This is a genomic window from Streptomyces sp. SLBN-118, assembly GCF_006715635.1.
Lineage (GTDB): Bacteria > Actinomycetota > Actinomycetes > Streptomycetales > Streptomycetaceae > Streptomyces.
On the sequence record NZ_VFNP01000002.1, the window covers coordinates 3564964 to 3583245 of the forward strand.

17 protein-coding genes, 1 tRNA gene and 1 pseudogene are annotated in these 18282 nt (G+C 70.1%); 12 read left to right on the top strand and 7 right to left on the bottom strand.

Annotation, left to right across the window (positions count from 1 at the left end):
• The first annotated feature begins 229 nt into the window (after nt 1–229).
• From FBY35_RS34755 to FBY35_RS34775, 5 genes are all read left to right on the top strand, one after another.
• Nucleotides 230–1123: an SIS domain-containing protein gene (locus FBY35_RS34755; RefSeq protein WP_142217859.1), complete on the top strand. Its 894-nt coding sequence runs from the start codon at nt 230–232 to the stop codon at nt 1121–1123.
• Nucleotides 1124–1224: 101 nt separating this feature from the next.
• On the top strand, nt 1225–2160 hold the full coding sequence (locus FBY35_RS34760) for an ROK family protein (protein WP_142217860.1): 936 nt from the start codon (nt 1225–1227) through the stop codon (nt 2158–2160).
• Entirely contained in the window at nt 2160–3305 is a 1146-nt protein-coding gene (gene nagA / locus FBY35_RS34765) for an N-acetylglucosamine-6-phosphate deacetylase (protein ID WP_142217861.1), read from the top strand. Before FBY35_RS34760 ends, nagA begins: the two co-directional genes overlap by 1 nt.
• 116 nt (nt 3306–3421) lie before the next feature.
• Nucleotides 3422–4348, top strand: coding sequence for a 1-phosphofructokinase family hexose kinase (locus FBY35_RS34770; protein ID WP_142217862.1), 927 nt, complete (start codon nt 3422–3424; stop codon nt 4346–4348).
• A 63-nt stretch (nt 4349–4411) separates the two neighbouring features.
• Nucleotides 4412–5263 (top strand): class II fructose-bisphosphate aldolase, encoded by an 852-nt coding sequence (locus FBY35_RS34775; protein WP_142217863.1) that lies wholly within the window; start codon nt 4412–4414, stop codon nt 5261–5263.
• Here the strand turns inward: FBY35_RS34775 and FBY35_RS34780 are convergent, their stop codons facing one another.
• Complete coding sequence (locus tag FBY35_RS34780; RefSeq protein ID WP_142217864.1) at nt 5264–6214, bottom strand: CBM35 domain-containing protein; 951 nt, start codon at nt 6212–6214, stop codon at nt 5264–5266. It lies immediately after the preceding gene.
• 88 nt (nt 6215–6302) lie between these two features.
• Nucleotides 6303–7943 carry a diguanylate cyclase CdgB gene (gene cdgB / locus FBY35_RS34785; protein ID WP_142217865.1) on the bottom strand — a complete coding sequence of 547 codons (1641 nt, stop codon included), beginning with the start codon at nt 7941–7943 and terminating at the stop codon, nt 6303–6305.
• A 306-nt stretch (nt 7944–8249) separates the two neighbouring features.
• Here cdgB and FBY35_RS34790 point away from each other — a divergent pair, with 306 nt between their 5' ends.
• Nucleotides 8250–8804 carry a flavin reductase family protein gene (locus tag FBY35_RS34790; protein ID WP_142217866.1) on the top strand — a complete coding sequence of 185 codons (555 nt, stop codon included), beginning with the start codon at nt 8250–8252 and terminating at the stop codon, nt 8802–8804.
• 84 nt (nt 8805–8888) lie between these two features.
• On the opposite strand, the gene arfB is transcribed toward FBY35_RS34790, so the two are convergent.
• Entirely contained in the window at nt 8889–9314 is a 426-nt protein-coding gene (gene arfB, locus FBY35_RS34795; protein WP_142217867.1) for an alternative ribosome rescue aminoacyl-tRNA hydrolase ArfB, read from the bottom strand.
• A 202-nt stretch (nt 9315–9516) separates the two neighbouring features.
• On the opposite strand from arfB, the gene FBY35_RS34800 reads away from it, so the two are divergent.
• Nucleotides 9517–10092: a TerD family protein gene (locus tag FBY35_RS34800; protein WP_142217868.1), complete on the top strand. Its 576-nt coding sequence runs from the start codon at nt 9517–9519 to the stop codon at nt 10090–10092.
• Between the two features lie 54 nt (nt 10093–10146).
• Here the strand turns inward: FBY35_RS34800 and FBY35_RS34805 are convergent, their stop codons facing one another.
• Entirely contained in the window at nt 10147–11532 is a 1386-nt protein-coding gene (locus FBY35_RS34805) for a M1 family metallopeptidase (protein ID WP_142218341.1), read from the bottom strand.
• A 183-nt stretch (nt 11533–11715) separates the two neighbouring features.
• Between FBY35_RS34805 and FBY35_RS34810 the strand changes: the two are divergent.
• From FBY35_RS34810 to FBY35_RS34820, 3 genes and pseudogenes are all read left to right on the top strand, one after another.
• Nucleotides 11716–11983 (top strand): annotated as a pseudogene (locus FBY35_RS34810) (response regulator transcription factor); the annotation flags it as partial.
• Between the two features lie 263 nt (nt 11984–12246).
• A complete protein-coding gene (locus FBY35_RS34815) occupies nt 12247–13788 on the top strand; it encodes a M4 family metallopeptidase (RefSeq protein ID WP_260848985.1) in 1542 nt (513 codons plus the stop codon).
• Nucleotides 13789–13889: 101 nt separating this feature from the next.
• Nucleotides 13890–14387, top strand: a complete 498-nt coding sequence (locus FBY35_RS34820; RefSeq protein WP_142217870.1) for a hypothetical protein — start codon at nt 13890–13892, stop codon at nt 14385–14387.
• Between the two features lie 12 nt (nt 14388–14399).
• On the opposite strand, the gene FBY35_RS34825 is transcribed toward FBY35_RS34820, so the two are convergent.
• Complete coding sequence (locus FBY35_RS34825; RefSeq protein ID WP_142217871.1) at nt 14400–14870, bottom strand: GNAT family N-acetyltransferase; 471 nt, start codon at nt 14868–14870, stop codon at nt 14400–14402.
• Nucleotides 14871–14990: 120 nt separating this feature from the next.
• Between FBY35_RS34825 and FBY35_RS34830 the strand changes: the two genes are divergently transcribed.
• Complete coding sequence (locus tag FBY35_RS34830; protein ID WP_142217872.1) at nt 14991–16397, top strand: FAD-binding oxidoreductase; 1407 nt, start codon at nt 14991–14993, stop codon at nt 16395–16397.
• Here the strand turns inward: FBY35_RS34830 and FBY35_RS37665 are convergent.
• Both FBY35_RS37665 and FBY35_RS34840 read right to left on the bottom strand, forming a co-directional pair.
• Nucleotides 16394–16543: a hypothetical protein gene (locus FBY35_RS37665; protein ID WP_260848918.1), complete on the bottom strand. Its 150-nt coding sequence runs from the start codon at nt 16541–16543 to the stop codon at nt 16394–16396. The two genes, FBY35_RS34830 and FBY35_RS37665, sit on opposite strands and share 4 nt — an antisense overlap.
• Before the next feature lie 117 nt (nt 16544–16660).
• Nucleotides 16661–16737, bottom strand: a tRNA-Thr gene (locus FBY35_RS34840).
• A gap of 178 nt (nt 16738–16915) precedes the next feature.
• Here FBY35_RS34840 and FBY35_RS34845 point away from each other — a divergent pair.
• Nucleotides 16916–18052 (top strand): ABC transporter ATP-binding protein, encoded by a 1137-nt coding sequence (locus FBY35_RS34845; protein ID WP_142218342.1) that lies wholly within the window; start codon nt 16916–16918, stop codon nt 18050–18052.
• Nucleotides 18053–18282: the final 230 nt, after the last annotated feature.

Genomic DNA, 18282 nt, shown 5'->3' on the forward strand with positions numbered 1-18282 from the left:
TTGCCCGTCTTGTCCCAGTCGGTCCCTCGCGACGTCCTGTGAGATGAGCTGCGATTTTCCATGAACCCGAGGTATGAGGTCTACTCCAATCGGTATCGCTTCCGCAACGTCTGCGCCAAGGGTTCTGCGGCATTGCCCGGGCACGCCGCGGACTGCTAAGCACGTCCCTTGGCACGAAGTGGTCGATGCCGGTCCCGAGTTACGCGTACGTCGCGAGGAGCCCTGTCGCATGTCCCGTACCGCAGCAGAGATTGCCACCCAGCCCGCCTGCTGGCGCCGAGCGGCGAAGGCCGCGGCCGCCTTCCCGGGACTGCCACAGCCGGGCGAGCGGGTCGCCGTCACCGGGTGCGGTACATCCTGGTTCATGGCGATCGCGTACGCGGCGCTGCGGGAGGCGGCGAGGCTGGGTGAGACCGACGCGTTCGCCTCCTCGGAGTTCCCGGCGGGACGCTCCTACGACCGAGTCGTCGCGATCACCCGCTCGGGCACGACGACGGAGGTCCTGGACCTGCTGACCGCGCTGCGCGGCAAGGTCCCGACGCTGGCCCTGACCGCGGACCCCCACACCCCGGTCATGGAGGCGGCGGACGAGGTGGCGGTGCTGGACTGGGCGGACGAGGAGTCGGTCGTCCAGACCCGTTTCGCCACGACGGCGCTCGCCTTTCTGCGGGCGGGTCTGGGTGACGTCCCCGGCGTGAAGTCGGTCACCGAGGCGGCGGTCGACGCGGAACTGGCGATCACCGAACCGCTGCCGGAGGCGGTCGTGGGCGCGGAGCAGTGGACGTTCCTGGGCCGCGGCTGGACGTACGGGCTGGCACTGGAGGCGGGCCTGAAGATGCGCGAGGCGGCGGGCGCGTGGACCGAGTCGTACCCCGCGATGGAATACCGCCACGGCCCGATCTCGATCACCGGCCCCGGTCGCGTGACCTGGGTCTTCGGCCCGCTCCCCGATGGCCTCTCGGTCGACGTGGCCCGAGTGGGAGGCACGCTGGTGGCGCGCCGGGAGACCGACCCGCTGGCTGACCTGATCCGCGCGCAGCGGCTGGCGGTGACACTTGCGGAGTCGAAGGGCTTCGACCCTGACCGGCCGAGGAACCTGACGCGCAGCGTGATTCTGGGCTGAGGGGCGGGGTGGGGGAAAAACCGTTCCGCCGTTTGTATGGGCACGCAACAATCCGACGTAGTGGACTAGACCTTTCCCCCGTCCCGCGCCAAACTGTCCACGTGAGACACGTCATCGCCCTCGATGTGGGCGGCACCGGCATGAAGGCCGCCCTCGTAGGCGCCGACGGCACCCTGCTGTACGAGGCCCGTCGCGCCACCGCGCGTGAGCGCGGGCCCGACGCCGTCGTCGAGTCCATCCTCGGCTTCGCCGGCGAGCTGCGCGCGTACGGCGCCGAGCACCTCGGCCACAGCGCCCTCGCCGCCGGTGTCGCCGTGCCCGGCATCGTCGACGCCGAGAACGGGATCGCCGTGTACGCCGCCAACCTCGGGTGGCGCGACGTACCCCTGCGCGACCTCCTGCGCGAACGCCTCTGCGCCCCCGTCGCCCTGGGGCACGATGTCCGTACCGGCGGCCTCGCCGAGGGGCGGATCGGCGCAGGCAAGGGCGCCGACCGGTTTCTGTTCGTGCCGCTCGGCACCGGGATCGCCGGAGCCATCGGCATCGCGGGGCAGATCGAGGCCGGGGCCCACGGATACGCCGGGGAGATCGGGCACATCGTCGTCCGCCCCGACGGACCCGCCTGCGGCTGCGGCCAGCGCGGCTGTCTGGAGACCCTCGCCTCCGCCGCCGCGGTGACCCGCGCATGGGCGAGAGCGAGCGGCGACCCGGACGCCGACGCCGCCGACTGCGCGAAAGCCGTCGAGTCCGGCGACGCCCGCGCCCGGGAGGTCTGGCTCGACGCCGTCGACGCGCTCGCCGCCGGGCTCGTCACCGCGCTCACCCTGCTGGACCCCCGCACCCTGATCATCGGTGGCGGACTCGCCGAGGCGGGGGAAACCTTGTTCACACCACTGCGGGCCGCGGTCGAGGAGCGCGTCACGTTCCAGAAACTGCCCGCCATCGTCCCTGCAGCCCTCGGGGACACCGCCGGATGCCTCGGCGCGGGGCTGCTCGCCTGGGATCTGCTCGCCACCGACTCGGAGGTAACCGCCTAATGGCCGACCGCATGGTTCTCACGGGCGCCCGGGTGGTGCTGCCGACCGGGATCGTCGAGAACGGACGGGTGATCGTCGAGGGCACGAGGATCACCGGCGCCGCCGGTGCCGACACGCCTGCCCTCGACCTCACCGGTCACTGGGTCGTGCCCGGCTTCGTCGACATCCACAACCACGGCGGCGGCGGCGCCTCCTTCACCTCCGGCAGCGCCGAGGACGTTCTCACCGGCGTACGGACCCACCGCGACCACGGCACGACCACCCTCGTCGCCTCCACCGTCACCGGCGAGATGGACTTCCTCGCCCACCGCGCGGGCTTCCTGTCCGAGCTGGTCGAGCAGGGCGACCTCGCGGGCATCCACTTCGAGGGCCCCTTCATCTCGCCGTGCCGCAAGGGCGCGCACAGCGAGGAGCTGTTGCGCGACCCCGACCCGGCGGAGGTGCGCAAGCTGATCGACGCGGCCCGCGGTACGGCGAAGATGGTCACCCTCGCCACCGAACTCCCCGGCGGCATCGACTCCGTACGCCTCCTCGCCGAGCACGGCGTGATCGCCGCGATCGGCCACACGGACGCGACGTACGAGCAGACCGTCGAGGCCGTCGAGGCCGGCGCGACCGTGGCAACGCACCTGTTCAACGCGATGCCCGGCCTCGGTCACCGCGCGCCGGGACCGATCGCCGCGCTCCTGGAGGACGATCGGATCACCGTCGAGCTCATCAACGACGGCACGCATCTGCACCCCGCCGCACTCGAACTCGCCTTCCACCGCGCGGGCGCGGCCCGTGTCGCCTTCATCACCGACGCCATGGACGCGGCGGGCTTCGGCGACGGCCGCTACCAGCTCGGTCCGCTGGAGGTCGAGGTCACGGGAGGGGTCGCCCGGCTGGTGGAGGGCGGGTCCATCGCGGGCTCGACGCTCACGCTGGACACGGCGTTCAGGCGCGCGGCCACCATCGACCGGCTGCCCGTGGAGGACGTCGTCCGTGCCATCTCGGCCAATCCCGCCAGGCTCCTGGGCGTGTACGACACGGTCGGCTCGCTGGAGGCGGGCAAGGACGCCGACCTGGTGGTCCTCGACGCAGAGTTCATGCTGAAAGGCGTGATGCGCAAGGGCGAATGGGTGATTGCGCCGCACCCAGGGTGATTTCTGCGCAAGTCACTCACGGCGGTTGGCCCGGGGGTCTGGGCCAACCGCTATCCGTTTGGCATGATCAGAGCCCGTACGAGCACGGCAAGCGCGTTCTGTGGGGGTGTGTGCGGGTGATCCTGACGGTCACGCTCAACACCGCACTGGACATCACCTACCGCGTCCCTGCGCTGACGCCGCACGCAAGCCACCGCGTCACAGAAGTCCGCGAACGCCCGGGCGGCAAGGGCATCAACGTGGCCCGCGTCCTGTCCGCGCTGGGTCACGAGAGTGTGGTCACCGGCTTCGCGGGCGGGCCCGCCGGAGCCGTACTGCGCGACCTGCTGGCCCCGCTGGCACCGCACGACGCGCTCGTCCCCATCGCCGGGACCACCCGCCGCACGATCGCCGTCGTCGACGACGCGACCGGCGACACGACCCAGCTGAACGAGCCGGGCCCCACCGTCACCGCCCAGGAATGGGCGACGTTCCTCATCTCCTACGACTCCCTACTGCGGGGCGCCGACGCCGTCGCCCTGTGCGGAAGCCTGCCGCCCGGCATCCATGTGGGCGCGTACGCCGAACTGATCCGGCGGGCCCGCGCCGCCGGCGTTCCCGTACTCCTGGACACCAGCGGCGAACCGCTGCGCCGCGGCATCGCCGCCCGCCCCGACCTCGTCAAACCCAACGCCGACGAGCTCGCCGAGCTCACCGGATCCCGCGAACCGCTGCGCGCCACCCGCGACGCCCGTCGCCGGGGCGCGCACACCGTCGTCGCCTCGCTCGGCCCCGACGGTGTCCTCGCGGCCACCGCGGACGGCGTCTGGCAGGCGACCCCGCCCGCGCCGGTGAAGGGCAACCCGACGGGCGCGGGCGACTCGGCGGTGGCCGGGCTGCTCTCCGGCCTCGTGGAGGCACTCCCGTGGCCGGATCGCCTCGCCCGCGCGGTGGCGCTGTCGGCGGCGGCCGTACTGGCCCCGGCGGCAGGCGAGTTCGACGCCGCTGCCTACGAGAATCTGCTGCCGCACATCGCGGTGACCGAGCGCGCGGCCGTGGCGTGAAAGGCGTGAAAGCCCACAGCAAGCGCACAATCGGGCCCAGCCGCCCGGGAATTGGGATGCACCATGCCACTCGTCAGCACCGGTGAACTCGTCTCGGCCGCCGCGGCCGACGGCCGCGGCATCGCCGCCTTCAACGTCATCACTCTGGAGCACGCCGAGGCGATCGCCACCGGCGCCGAGCAGGCGGGCGCGCCCGCGATCCTGCAGATCTCGCAGAACGCCGTGAAGTTCCGCGGCGGACAGCTCGCGGCGATCGCCGCCGCGGCAGCCGCGGTGGCCCACGCGTCGACCGCGCAACTCGCCCTCCACCTCGACCATGTCGTCTCCGTGGACCTGCTGCGGTCGGCGGACGACGAGGGCTTCAGCTCGGTGATGTTCGACGCCTCGAAGCTGCCGTACGACGAGAACGTCAGGGCCACGGCCGATGCGGTGCGCTGGGGCCACGAGCGCGGCATCTGGATCGAGGCCGAACTGGGCAAGGTCGGCGGCAAGGAGGGTGAGGCCCCGCTCGACGCCCACGCGCCAGGCGTCCGCACCGACCCGGCGGAGGCCGCGGCCTACGTCGCCGCCACCGGCGTGGATGCCCTGGCCGTTGCCGTCGGGTCCTCCCACGCGATGACGCAGCGCACGGCGTCGCTGGACCACGCCCTGGTCGCCGACCTCCGTGACGCGGTCCCGGTCCCGCTGGTGCTGCACGGCTCCTCGGGCGTCCCGGACGACGAGATCCGCCGCGCGGTCGCCGCCGGCATGGTCAAGATCAACGTCGGCACGGCCCTGAACACGGCCTTCACGGGCGCGGTCCGGGCCTTCCTCGATGCCGACCCCCAGACCGTGGACCCCCGGAAATACCTCGTCCCGGCTCGCGCTGCGATGGCCGGGACGGTGGCGGGGTTCCTGACGGTCGTCAGTGGCTGATCAGCCTTCCTTGACCTCGAGCCAGTCAAGGATGACGTTGCACTGGTTGCCCGCCTCGCAGGAGATCTTGAGCTCGTTCTCGCCCTTGTTCAGATCGACCGGTGCCCAAGTGGTCTGCCAGTTCTTCTCCCAGGCCGGGTCCGAGGAGTGGATGAAGTTCTTCAGGCCCAGCGGGTTGGTGTTCGCCTTGCCGTTGACCGTCAGCGTGGCGTTGGCGTCCTGCGCGGGGATGGAATAGCGCACATAGAGCCGGTACTTGCCCGCCTCCGCGATGTTGGCCTTCCAGGTAACCGAGGCGCCCACCGCGTTGAAGCCGGTCACAAAGGCGCCGCCCGCACCCTCCGCGCCCTTGATGTCCTTCGCCAGCGCGGCCGGCGCGCCCAGCTGCAGCGTCGCCGCGTCCTGCTTCGGCAGCGGCTCCTGCGGGTCCTTGGACGCCGTCGGCTCATCGCTCGGCTTGACCGACTTGCCCGCGCTGGTGCCGCCGTCGCGGCCGGACTGGTCGCCCGCCTTGTCCTTCTCGCCGCCGCCCGACATCAGGGCCGCCGCGATGCCGATCACGACCACCGCGACCACCGCGATCGCGCCGATCAGCAGGCCCTTGGTGTTGGGTCCGCCACTGCGGCCGCCGCCGTGGCCGCCGCTCTGGACCGGGACCTGGCGGGTGGTGGCACCGGGGTAGGTCTCGGGCGCCGCGTACTGCGCGGTCGGCTGGCCCTGCTGGGCGTGCACCTGCTGCTGCGGGACCTGCTGGCCGTACTGGCGCTCGCCGACCGTGCGGACCTGGTTGTACGAGGTTCTGGGGACGCCGGGCTGCGCGGCCGGACCCGGGTAGCCGTAGCCGCGGCTCTGGCCGGGCGGTGTCGCGCCCGCTGCCCGTCCGTCCTCGTACAGATAGCCGAACGGATCGTCGTCCTCGGGCGTGCTCGCGCCGTTGTTCGCGGCCGTCATCCCCATTCACTCCTCACCATGTCGTCAGCACATCGCCGACGTGGGCGAGCCTACCCGGTTCGGGGTAACCCATAAGGTGTCGTTGGCCTCAGCCGGCCCGCCGGTGCACTTTGGCCCGGGACCGCTTCTCGATGTACATCCGCTGATCGGCGCTCTGCAGGACCTCCTCGACAGACATTCCGCAGCTCGCCCAGCCGATCCCGAAGCTCGCCCCCACGCGTACGCCCCGGCCGCCGACCCTGATCGGCAGGATGATCGCGTTCCGAAGGCGTACGGCCAGGTCGGCGGCGTCCGCCGCGCCCAGGCCGTCGGCGAGCACGACGAACTCGTCACCTCCGAGCCGGGCGACCGTGTCGTTGTCGCGCACCCCGGTGGTGAGCCTGCGCGCGACCTCGACAAGCACGGCGTCACCGGTCTGGTGCCCGAACCGGTCATTGATCGACTTGAAGCCGTCCAGATCACAGAAGAGGACCGCGAGCCCCTTCGTGCCGTCGTCGACGTCGCTGTCGGGCGCGATGGAGTGGACATGGTGGTCGTAGGGCACGCCGGTGGTCTCGAAGTCGAAGCCGTCGCTGCCGAAGACGCTCTCGCTGTCCGCCCCGTACGCGGCGTCCAGGGCCTCGATGGCGTTCTCCCGCGCGGTCTGCGGCCGCTCGCACAGCCGGGCGCTGAGCCGGGCGCGCAGCTCGGCACTGTTGGGCAGCCCGGTGAGCGCGTCATGGCTGGCCCGGTGCGCGAGCTGGAGCTCGTGCCGCTTGCGGTCCTCTATGTCCTCGACATGAGTGAGCAGAAATCGGGGGCCGTCCGCGGTGTCCGCGACGACGGAGTTGCGCAGCGACACCCAGACATACGTCCCGTCCCGGCGGCCCAGCCGCAGTTCGGCGCGGCCGCCCTCGGCCGATGTCCGCAGCAGGGTGCCGACGTCCTCGGGATGCACCAGGTCGGCGAAGGAGTAGCGGCGCATCGCGGAGGCGGGTCTGCCGAGCAGCCGGCACAGGGCGTCATTGGTGCGCAGCAGCCGGCCGTGCTGGTCGCCGCCCATCTCGGCGATGGCCATACCGCTCGGCGCGTACTCGAACGCCTGCCGGAACGACTCCTCACTCGCGCGCAGCGCCTGCTGCTCACGCTCCAGGCGGACCAGAGCGCGCTGCATGTTTGCTCGCAGGCGGGCGTTGCTGATCGCAATCGCCGCCTGGGACGCGTACATCTGGAGCGCTTCCTGGCCCCAGGGCCCCGGCCGCCGCCCGTTGCGCGGCCGGTCGACGGAGATGACGCCGAGGAGCTCGCGGCCGCCGCCCGACGCGTACATCGGGGCGTAGAGACGGTCCTGCGGGTGCCACTCGTCCTCGAAGCGCGGGTCCGGGCCCTCGGTGTGCCACTGCGGGACGTCGTCCTCGATGAGCACCCAGCCCTCGGTGTGCGGAATGAAGCGCAGCTCGCCCCAGGCCTCGCCCATCGACAGACGGCGTTCCCAGGACGGTCGGGAGCCGACGCGGCCCGTGATCAGGGCTTCCGCGGCAGCGCTGCCGGCGAATGCGGCGACGACGAGATCTCCGTCGGGGCGTACGAGATTGACGCAGGCCAGCTCGTAGCCGAGTCCCGCCACGATTCCGTCAGCGACGGTCTGCAGAGTGTCGGCCAGGCTCCGGGCCGTGTTGAGGTCCGCGACCACCTGGTGCAGCTGCCGCAGGGTCGCAAGACGGACGTAGGGCTCCGACTCGGTCTCCATTGCTCGCTCTCCCCGAGACCTCGACAGCAAACTCCAGGGTTCTCATCGGCGTTCTTGTTGCGGTATCACGGTCACTGAATCACAGCGAGCTGCCCACTCGGTACACAGGGTCAACAAATACTGCACTCTGTGACTCAAGTCACAGTGGATGATGATGGGTTGCCCGCAGCGGGCTGCAACGACCCTCTCTTTCCTGAACGCAAATTTCGTTGTGCCGCCGGTCCCGGGACCTGGCGCGGGTCCTAGGACCAGGCTGGTCCCCTGGCCCGATGCGGGCGCCGGTCGGCCGAGACTAGCGTTCCTCGTGTGTTGCAGACGACCCCCGCTCCCGCTCCTGTTGTGATCCCCCATGCTGAGGGGGTGAGCAACGAGGAATTCCGCGCCGTCATGTCCCGGCTGGCCGCGGGTGTGGTGCTGGTGACCGCGCACGATCCGGACGACGGCCCGCGCGGCGAGGACGTCGGCATGACGGCGACCGCCTTCATGTCGGTGTCACTGGACCCCCCGCTCGTCCTGGTGAGCCTGCGCAACGGCTCCCGCATGGACGACCTGCTCGCCGAACAGCCGCTGTGGGCGGTCTCGGTGCTCTCTGAGAGCCAGCGGCACGTCGCGGGCCGCTTCGCGATGAAGGGCCGGGTCAGCGACCGGCTCCTGTTCGAGGACATTCCGTACACGAGGGGCGAGGTGAGCGGGGCCCTGCTGGTGAGCGGCGCGCTGGCGACGCTGGAGTGCCGTACGGAGCAGAGGGTGGTGGCGGGGGACCACACGCTGGTGATCGCGCGTGTGCTGTCGGTGGGCCTGCCGAGCGCGGACGGCGGTCCGCTGACGTACTTCCGGGGCCGCTACCGCCAGCTGGACTGAGGTCCCGTCACCGATCCGGGCGCCGCTGGACCACCGGGCGCGGCTGAACCACCGGGAGCTTCTGGACCACCAGACGCTTCTGGACTACCAGTCGCGGCCGGTGCGGCCACGCTTCGTCTCCGCGCGCTGCTTCTTCTCCCGCAGCCGGCGCTCGTTGATGCCCCGCGGAATCCTCGTCGCCCGGCGCGGCTTCGGCGGCGGAGCCGTCGCCTCGGCCAGCAGGGAGGCCAGCCGCACGGCCGCGGTCTCGCGGTTGCGCCACTGCGAACGGTGTTCCGACGCGCGGACCGCGATCACACCGCCCACGATCCGGCCCGCCAGACGCTCCAGCGCACGGTCCTTCCAGACCTGTGGAAGCGCCTCGGTCCTCGCGAGGTCGAAGCGGAGCTCCACCTGCGAGTCACTGGTGTTGACGTGCTGGCCACCCGGTCCCGACGACCGCGAGAAACGCCACATGAGCTCGGCCTCCGGCAGGGAGACCGAACCGCGGATGATGTAGGGACCGGACATGCCTCCATGGTCGCCTGCCCGCGCCGCCCGCGTCACCCGCTTTTCGGACCGCCGCAGGGCCCGCTGGTCCCCGGCCCCCGCGAGGTGGCAAAGAAAGCAAAGACGGGTGGAACCTGGCAGTCCCCTGCCTGCGTTATGACGGGTAACGGTAACTTCGGGAGGGCTCGAAGCCCGCACAGTCGACCACGAAGGGGACTTCCCAATGGCAGTAAGCCTGTCCAAGGGCGGCAACGTCTCGCTCACCAAGGAGGCACCGGGCCTGACCGCCGTCACGGTCGGCCTCGGCTGGGACGTCCGTACCACCACCGGCACCGACTTCGACCTAGACGCCTCCGCGATCGGCGTGAACCCCGGCGGCAAGGTCGCGTCCGACGCCCACTTCGTCTTCTTCAACAACAAGGCGACGCCCGACCAGACCATCGTCCACACCGGTGACAACCGCACCGGCGAGGGCGGCGGCGACGACGAGCAGATCAACGTCAACCTGGCGGGTCTGCCGGCCGACGTCGACAAGATCGTCTTCCCGGTCTCCATCTACGACGCCGTCAACCGCAGCCAGAACTTCGGCCAGGTGCGCAACGCCTACATCCGCATCGTCAACCAGGCCGGCGGCGCCGAGATCGCGCGTTACGACCTGAGCGAGGACGCCGCCACCGAGACCGCGATGGTCTTCGGCGAGCTCTACCGCAATGGCGCGGAGTGGAAGTTCCGTGCCGTCGGCCAGGGGTACGCCTCGGGTCTTGAGGGCATCGCCCGCGACTTCGGCGTCAGCATCTGACGTACGCAGCGCCTACGAGGAGCCCCGGGCCGCGCGGCCCGGGGCTCCTCGCGCTCATGGACTCGCGGGTTTGTCCATGCCGTACAGCCAGGTGTCCCAGAGCTCGGTGAGGTCCTTGCCGGACTTCTCCTCTAGGTACGAAGTGAAGTCGGCGGTCGAGGCGTTGCCGTGACGGTGCTCCTGCGCCCAGCCCTTCACGATCTCGAAGAACGCCTTCTCGCCGACCGCCTGCCGGACCTTGTGCAGGACCATCGCGCCGCGGTCGTACACCGGTTTTTCCGAGACCTCCGCCGCGGACGGCGGATCGGCGGGCGGGAAGGCCCAGTTGCTGTCGTCGGCGAAGGCGGCGGCGAAACTCTCCTTGGCCGGGGTGGCGTCGAAGTCCTCGTGCCAGATCCACTCCGCGTAGGTGGCGAAGCCTTCGTTGAGCCACATGTCCTTCCAGGACTTGGGCGTCACTGAATTGCCGAACCACTGGTGGGCGATCTCGTGCACGAGCGTGTCCGGGAGCTCGTTCACCGGGATCACGGGCTTGGTCTGGGTCTCCAGGGCGTAGCCGACATCGCCCTCCGGCACGACGATCACGCCTGCGGAGGAGAAGGGGTAGCGGCCGAAGTTCTCCTCCCCCCACTCCACGATCTCGGGGACCTGTGCGATCAGCTGGGCATATTTCTTCCCCACAGCCGGGTCCACAGCCGTGAGAACCGGCAGGCCGGTGGAAGTGCGGGACGGCGTCACCTTGTAGTCGCCAATGGCGAGCGTGGCGAGGTAACTGGCCATCGGCTGCCGGGACTTCCAGGCGTACGTCCTGCTCCCGCCGGTCGTTTTCGGCTTCGCCGGCTCACCGTTGGAGATCGCCTGCAGCCCCTTGGGCACGGTGACAGTGATGTCGTACGTGGCCTTGTCGCTCGGGTGGTTGTTGCTCGGGAACCAGGCCATCGAGCCGCTGGGCTCGCCGACCGCGAGCGCGCCGCTCCGGGTCTCCAGCCAGCCCTCCTCCGACTTCTCTTCGTCGTCGTCGGTGATCGTCTGCGGTTCGCCGGAGTAGCGGACGACCGTACGGAAGGTCCTGCCCTTGTCGATGTCGCGGTGCGGGCGCAGTGTCAGCTCGTCGCCCGCCCGGTTGGCCGCCGCCTCCTTGCCGTCGACCGTGGCGCCGTCGACCTTCAGCCCGTGAAGGTCGAGATTGAAGGAGCTCAGGTCCTGGGTGGCGCGGGCGGTGATCTCGGCGGTGCCCTCGAGGTGGCTCGTGTCCGGGTCGTATTCGAGGGTCAGGGCGTAGTGCTGGACGTCGTACCCGCCGTTGCCGAGCCCGCGGAAGAGCGGGTCGCGCACCCCCGCGGAGCCCGGCTTGCCGTGCACCCCCGCGCCGCCGCCGGTGCAGCCCGTGAGCAGGAGCAGCGCGACGGCGGGCGTCAGGGTACGTACGAGAGTTCGCATATCCACGCACTTGATCCTATGCGGGGCATGCGCTCAGGGGCGCGAATCAGCAGATACGGCCTACTTGTTGAGCGCCGCGACGCCCGCCGCGGCGTACTGCTCGCCAAGGCGCCGCCGGGCCCCCCGCCACGCCGATGCCCGCGACCGGGGCGCCCTGGGACCGCACCGGAGCGCCGCCCGCGGGCGCCGCCGGGCCGCGCTGCGCTTTCGGCCCCGGTCGCGAGCCGCGTCCTGGACCAGATGCCCGGCGGGCCGCCCGTCCCTGACGGAACGGGAGCGGGACATCCTCGGCCGGCCGGCACGGGGTCTCGGCGACCGGGGGATCGCGCGGGCGCTCTTCATCAGTGAGGCGACAGTGAACACGCATCCGGGGCGAATCTACGCAAAGTTGGGCGTTGGCACGAGGGCGGGAGCGGTCGCGGTGGCGAAAGAGCAGCGGCTGCTGCCGTAACCGGGCCGGGCAGGGACGTAAGCCCCCCACCCCATCAACACACCGCATAGCGGTCACACTTGTACGCCCTGCGGACAACTCACGGTCAAATGTTTGTTGTAGATCTGTCAACAACGGTCTTTCGCTGGCACTCTCGCTGCCGCTACCCCCCACCACCCGGCGAAGGAGCCCGCGTGACCCGCCTGCAGTCCTCGCACCACACCGCCCCCTCCCGCACGCGTGCGCGAACCGCACGCGCCGCCGCGCTGATCGCCTCGGCCGCCATGGTCGCCGTCGCGCTCACCAGTGGCTCGGCCAGCGCCCAGGCCGATCGCGAAAAGGGCGCGACCGCTCTCGTACTGTCCGCCGCACAGCGCACCGCCGCGCTCAAGGACGCACAGTCCGAGGCGGCCACCACCGCCAGAGCCATCGGCCTCGGCGGCAAGGAGAAACTCGTCGTCCGCGACGTCGTCAAGGATGCCGACGGCACGGTCCACACGCGCTACGAGCGCACCTACGACGGTCTGCCCGTCGTCGGCGGCGACCTCGTCGTGCACGAGAAGAAGTCCGGCGCCCGCTCCACCACCAAGGCCACCAACGCACCGATAGCCGTGGCCAGTACGGCCCCCTCCATATCCGCCGCGAGCGCGAAGAAGTCCGCCCTCGCCTCCTCCGACGCCAGGTCCGAGACCGCCTCGTCCGCCCGCAAGGTGATCTGGGCCGCCACCGGAAGGCCCACCCTCGCCTGGGAATCCGTCGTCACCGGCATCCAGCAGGACGGCACCCCGAGCGAGCGGCACGTCCTCACCGACGCGGCCACCGGCAAGGAGCTGTACGCCTACGAGGCCATCGAGACCGGCACCGGCAACAGCCAGTACAGCGGCACCGTCACGCTCGGCACCGCGCCCTCGTACACGCTGACCGACACCGGCCGCGGCGGCCACAAGACGTATGACCTCGGCGGCGCCACCAACGGCACCGGCACCCTCTTCAGCGACCCCGACGACACCTGGGGCGACGGGACCGCGGCCAACCGCCAGACCGCGGCCGTCGACGCCCACTACGGCGCTGCGGTGACCTGGGACTTCTACAAGAACGAGCTGTCCCGCAACGGCATCAGGGGTGACGGCGTCGCCGCCTACTCCCGCGTCCACTACGGCAACGCCTACGTCAACGCCTTCTGGTCCGACCAGTGCTTCTGCATGACGTACGGCGACGGCGCCGCCAATCTCAAGCCGCTCACCTCGCTCGACGTGGCCGGCCACGAGATGAGCCACGGCCTGACCGCCTCCACCGCCGGCCTGCGCTACAACAAGGAGTCCGGCGGCCTCAACGAGGCCACCTCCGACATCTTCGGCACGTCGGTCGAGTTCTACGCGGCCAACACCGCGGACGCCGGCGACTACCTCATCGGCGAGAAGATCGACATCCGTGGCAACGGCACCCCGCTGCGCTACATGGACAAGCCGAGCCGCGACGGCAACTCCGCCGACTACTGGTCACGGACCGTCGGCCGGCTCGACGTGCACTACTCCTCCGGCCCCGCGAACCACTTCTTCTACCTGCTCTCCGAGGGCAGCGGCGCCAAGACGATCAACGGCGTCAGCTACGACTCCCCGACCTACGACGGCTCCACCGTCACCGGGATCGGCCGGGTCAAGGCGTACAAGATCTGGTACAAGGCGCTCTCCACGTACATGACCTCCTCCACGAACTACGCGGGCGCCCGCGCCGCGACCCTGCAGGCGACGAGCGACCTGTACGGCGCGGGCAGCGCGGAGTACACGGCGGTCGCGGCCGCCTGGACCGCGATCAACGTGAAGTAGCCGCCGTCGTGAAGTAGCTTCCTGACCCCGGTCGACGGGAAGCAATCCCGGTCACGGGCCGCGCCGCAGCAACCGCGCGCGGCCCGTGACACCATCGACCCGTGCTCGACATCGGCTACTCCCTCTCCCGCCGCTTCCCCGACCCCCCGCAGACGGACTACCGCCGAGCGGACGTCCAGTCCCTGCGGCACGACCTCTTCTGCGGCGACGTCTACCTGGCCGACACCAAGGAGGACCGCGAGGTCTCCACAGCCTGGGGATGGGTGCCGGTCCTCGACTTCGCCTGGGCCCTGTGCGACATCGTCGAACAGCTCGACCGCGACCCCCTCGGCAGCCGAGCCGCCACACCGCAGCACGCCGAGCTCGACTTCACCGAGTCGGCCGACCGGATGCTCTTCGAGCGGCGCTTCGGGTGGGTGGACGTGGAGGCCGACTGGATGCCCGGCGACGAGCCGCCGCTCACCTTCAACCACACCGAGCTGCGCCGCGAAGCCCGCGACTTCCTGCACGATCTCATCGCGGACCTGTCCGACATGCACGAGGGCCTCGCCGACAACCCCGTGGTGTGGGACCTCCAGGCCCGTTTCCCCCGCGTCTGAGAGCGTCGGGCCCTAGGAACCCAGGGAAGCCAGCGCCTCGCCGGTCAGCCGGTACACCGTCCACTCGTCCTGCGGCTTCGCCCCCAGCGAGCGGTAGAAGTCGACCGACGGGGTGTTCCAGTTCAGTACGGCCCACTCCAGGCGCTGATACCCGCGCTCCGCACAGAGCCGCGCCAGCTCGGTCAGCAGCGCCTTCCCGTGCCCACCCCCGCGCAGCGCCGGACGCACGTACAGGTCCTCCAGATAGATGCCGCTCACGCCCGTCCACGTCGAGAAGTTGAGGAACCACAGCGCGAAACCCGCCACCTCCCCCTCGTCCGTCTCCGCGATGTGCGCGAAAGCGGCGGGCCGCTCCCCGAACAGCGCCTCGGTCAGCTGCTCCTCACTCGCGCGGGCCTCGTCCAAGGCCTTCTCGTACTCCGCGAGTTCGCGGACCATACGGTGAATCTCAGGGATGTCGGCCGGTGTGGCGATACGAATCATGAAGCCAGCGTGCCCGCCCTGCCCCTGCCGTGCCAGCACTTTCCGGTCCTGCGTACGACCATGGAAGAGCGGGCGAGTACCCTCCCGCCACACGCACTCACGCTGAGCAGCAGGGGCATCATGAGCACGAACAGCACGAGCACCGTCAACGGCGGCATATCGTTCTGGTACGCACAGGAAGGCACCCCGGCCCCCCGGGAGCCCCTCCCCGGCGACACCACCGCGGACGTCTGCATCGTCGGCGGCGGATACACCGGCCTGTGGACGGCCTACTACCTCAAAAAGGCCGTCCCCTTCCTGAACATCACCGTCCTCGAAGGCAGGTTCTGCGGTTACGGCGCCTCCGGCCGCAACGGCGGCTGGCTCTACAACGGCATCGCCGGCCGCGACCGCTACGCCAGACTCCACGGACACGACGCCGCCGTCCGCCTCCAGCAGGCCATGAACGACACCGTCGACGAGGTCATCCACGTCGCGGCCGAAGAGAACATCGACGCCGACATCCACAAGGGCGGGGTACTCGAAGTCGCCCACAACCCGGCCCAGTTGACCCGCCTCAAGAACTTCCACGCCGTCGAGATCGCCTTCGGCGAGAAGGACCGCGTCCTGCTCGGCGCCCGCGAAACAGCCGACCGCATACGCATCACCGGCGCCGTCGCCTCCACCTGGACCCCGCACGGCGCGCGACTGCACCCCGTCAAACTGATCAAGGGTCTTGCCGCGGCCGTCGAGGCACTGGGCGTCACGATCCACGAGTCGACGCCCGTCACCGAAATCCGCCCCAAGCACGCCGTGACCCCCTACGGCACGGTCCGCGCCCCCTACATCCTGCGCTGCACCGAGGGCTTCACGGCACACCTCAAGGGCCACAAACGCTCCTGGCTCCCCATGAACTCCTCCATGATCGCCACCGAGCCCCTCCCCCAGTCCGTCTGGGACACCATCGGCTGGGACGGCCGCGAAACCCTCGGCGACATGGCCCACGCCTACATGTACGCCCAGCGCACCGCCGACAACCGCATCGCCCTCGGCGGCCGCGGCGTCCCCTACCGCTACGGCTCCAGAACCGACAACGACGGCCGCACCCAGCCGGCCACCGTCGAAGCCCTCCGCGACATCCTGGTCCGCTTCTTCCCCACCACCGCGGGCGTCCGCATCGACCACGCGTGGTCCGGCGTCCTCGGCGTCCCCCGCGACTGGTGCGCCACCGTCGCCCTGGACCGCTCCACCGGCCTCGGCTGGGCAGGCGGATACGTCGGCTCGGGCGTGGCCACCACCAACCTCGCGGCCCGTACCCTGCGCGACCTGATCCAGCAGGACTCGGGCCAGTCGGGCGGGACCGACCTCACACAGCTCCCCTGGGTCAACCACAGGGTCCGCACCTGGGAGCCGGAACCCCTGCGCTGGCTGGGCGTCCAGACGCTGTACGCGGCCTACCGCACGGCGGACCGCCGCGAATCAACGGCACAGTCGGCACAGACGGACCGCATCGCACGGTTGGCGGACCGCGTCGCGGGCCGCCATTAGGGCCTGTCCCGGCGTTCAAGGCTGCCGGACCGTGCGAACGGCACATCGTTGAACGGCACAGGGGGCCGGGGCGCGAGCGCCGCGGCGATCCGGCCCGTGATCGTCTCGGCCGTGTTGCCCTTCGGGGTGTCTTCGCCCTTGGTCATCGCGACCGCGATGACCAGCCGCTCGGCGGGGAGATCCTGGACGGCGGCATATCCGGAGAACGACGGGTCCTGCCCGAACCGGTGTCCCGGAGCTCGGAGCCCCGGGACACCGTGCGATGGAGCCCCCTGTCGGATTCGAACCGACGACCTACGCATTACAAGTGCGTTGCTCTGGCCAGCTGAGCTAAGGAGGCGCGTCCGAGCAGTCTAACCGGACCGGTGACCCCACCCGGTCGAAAATTTCATCGCCTTCCGCTACTGACAGATCGGACAACGCCAGGTAGCGTCACGGGAGGTCCACCACAGGTGGACTACACCACTCCCTTACTCGGATCGTCCGGCACGTTCCTGCCGGTGAAGGAGAACATCACCATGGCCACTGTCACGTTCGACAAGGCGACCCGGATCTATCCGGGCACCGAGAAGCCCGCCGTCGATCAGCTCGAGATCGAGACGCAGGACGGCGAGTTCCTCGTCCTCGTCGGCCCCTCCGGCTGCGGCAAGTCGACCTCCCTGCGCATGCTCGCCGGTCTCGAGGACGTCAACGCCGGATCCATCCGCATCGGTGACCGCGACGTCACTCACCTGCCGCCCAAGGACCGGGACATCGCCATGGTGTTCCAGAACTACGCGCTCTACCCGCACATGTCGGTCGCCGACAACATGGGCTTCGCGCTCAAGATCGCCGGCGTCAACAAGAGCGACATCCGCAAGAAGGTCGAAGAGGCCGCGAAGATCCTTGACCTCACCGAATACCTCGACCGCAAGCCCAAGGCGCTCTCCGGTGGTCAGCGTCAGCGTGTGGCCATGGGCCGGGCCATCGTGCGTGAGCCGCAGGTCTTCCTCATGGACGAGCCGCTGTCGAACCTCGACGCCAAGCTGCGGGTCTCGACCCGTACGCAGATCGCCAGCCTGCAGCGCCGTCTGGGCATCACCACGGTGTACGTCACGCACGACCAGGTCGAGGCCATGACCATGGGTGACCGTGTCGCGGTCCTCAAGGACGGCCTGCTGCAGCAGGTCGACACGCCGCGCAACATGTACGACCGCCCGGCCAACCTGTTCGTCGCCGGTTTCATCGGCTCCCCGGCCATGAACCTCGTCGAGGTCCCGATCACCGACGGCGGTGTGAAGTTCGGCAACAGCGTCGTACCCGTCTCGCGTGAGGCGCTGTCCGCCGCCGCGAACAAGGGCGACACCACGGTCACGGTCGGTGTCCGGCCCGAGCACTTCGACGTGGTCGAACTCAACGGCTCGGCGGCCTCGTCCCTTTCCAAGCACGCCCAGGACGCCCCGGCCGGTCTCGCCGTGTCCGTGAACGTCGTCGAGGAGCTCGGCGCCGACGGCTACGTCTACGGCTCCGCCCAGGTCGGCGGCGAGCACAAGGACCTCGTGGTACGGGTCGGCGGGCGTTCCGTGCCGGACAAGGGCGCCGAGCTGCATGTCGTGCCGCGTCCGGGTGAGATCCACGTGTTCTCGACCTCGACGGGCGAGCGTCTCAGCGACTGACCCCGAGACCCCTCTGCCACCTCGGCAGAACCCAACTCGGCAGATCGGCCCCGCATTTCGGTGCGGGGCCGTTTCCGTATGTCGACAATTACCCCGGCACACCCCTACACATCGGGGCTTTCAAGGCCTTTTCGAGCCCGTACGTCAACGCCCGATTCGAAAAGCAGCCTCGAACCATCCCCCGGGCGAGTGACTAAATGTCGCCAAATCATTACTGACCGCTACGCTCG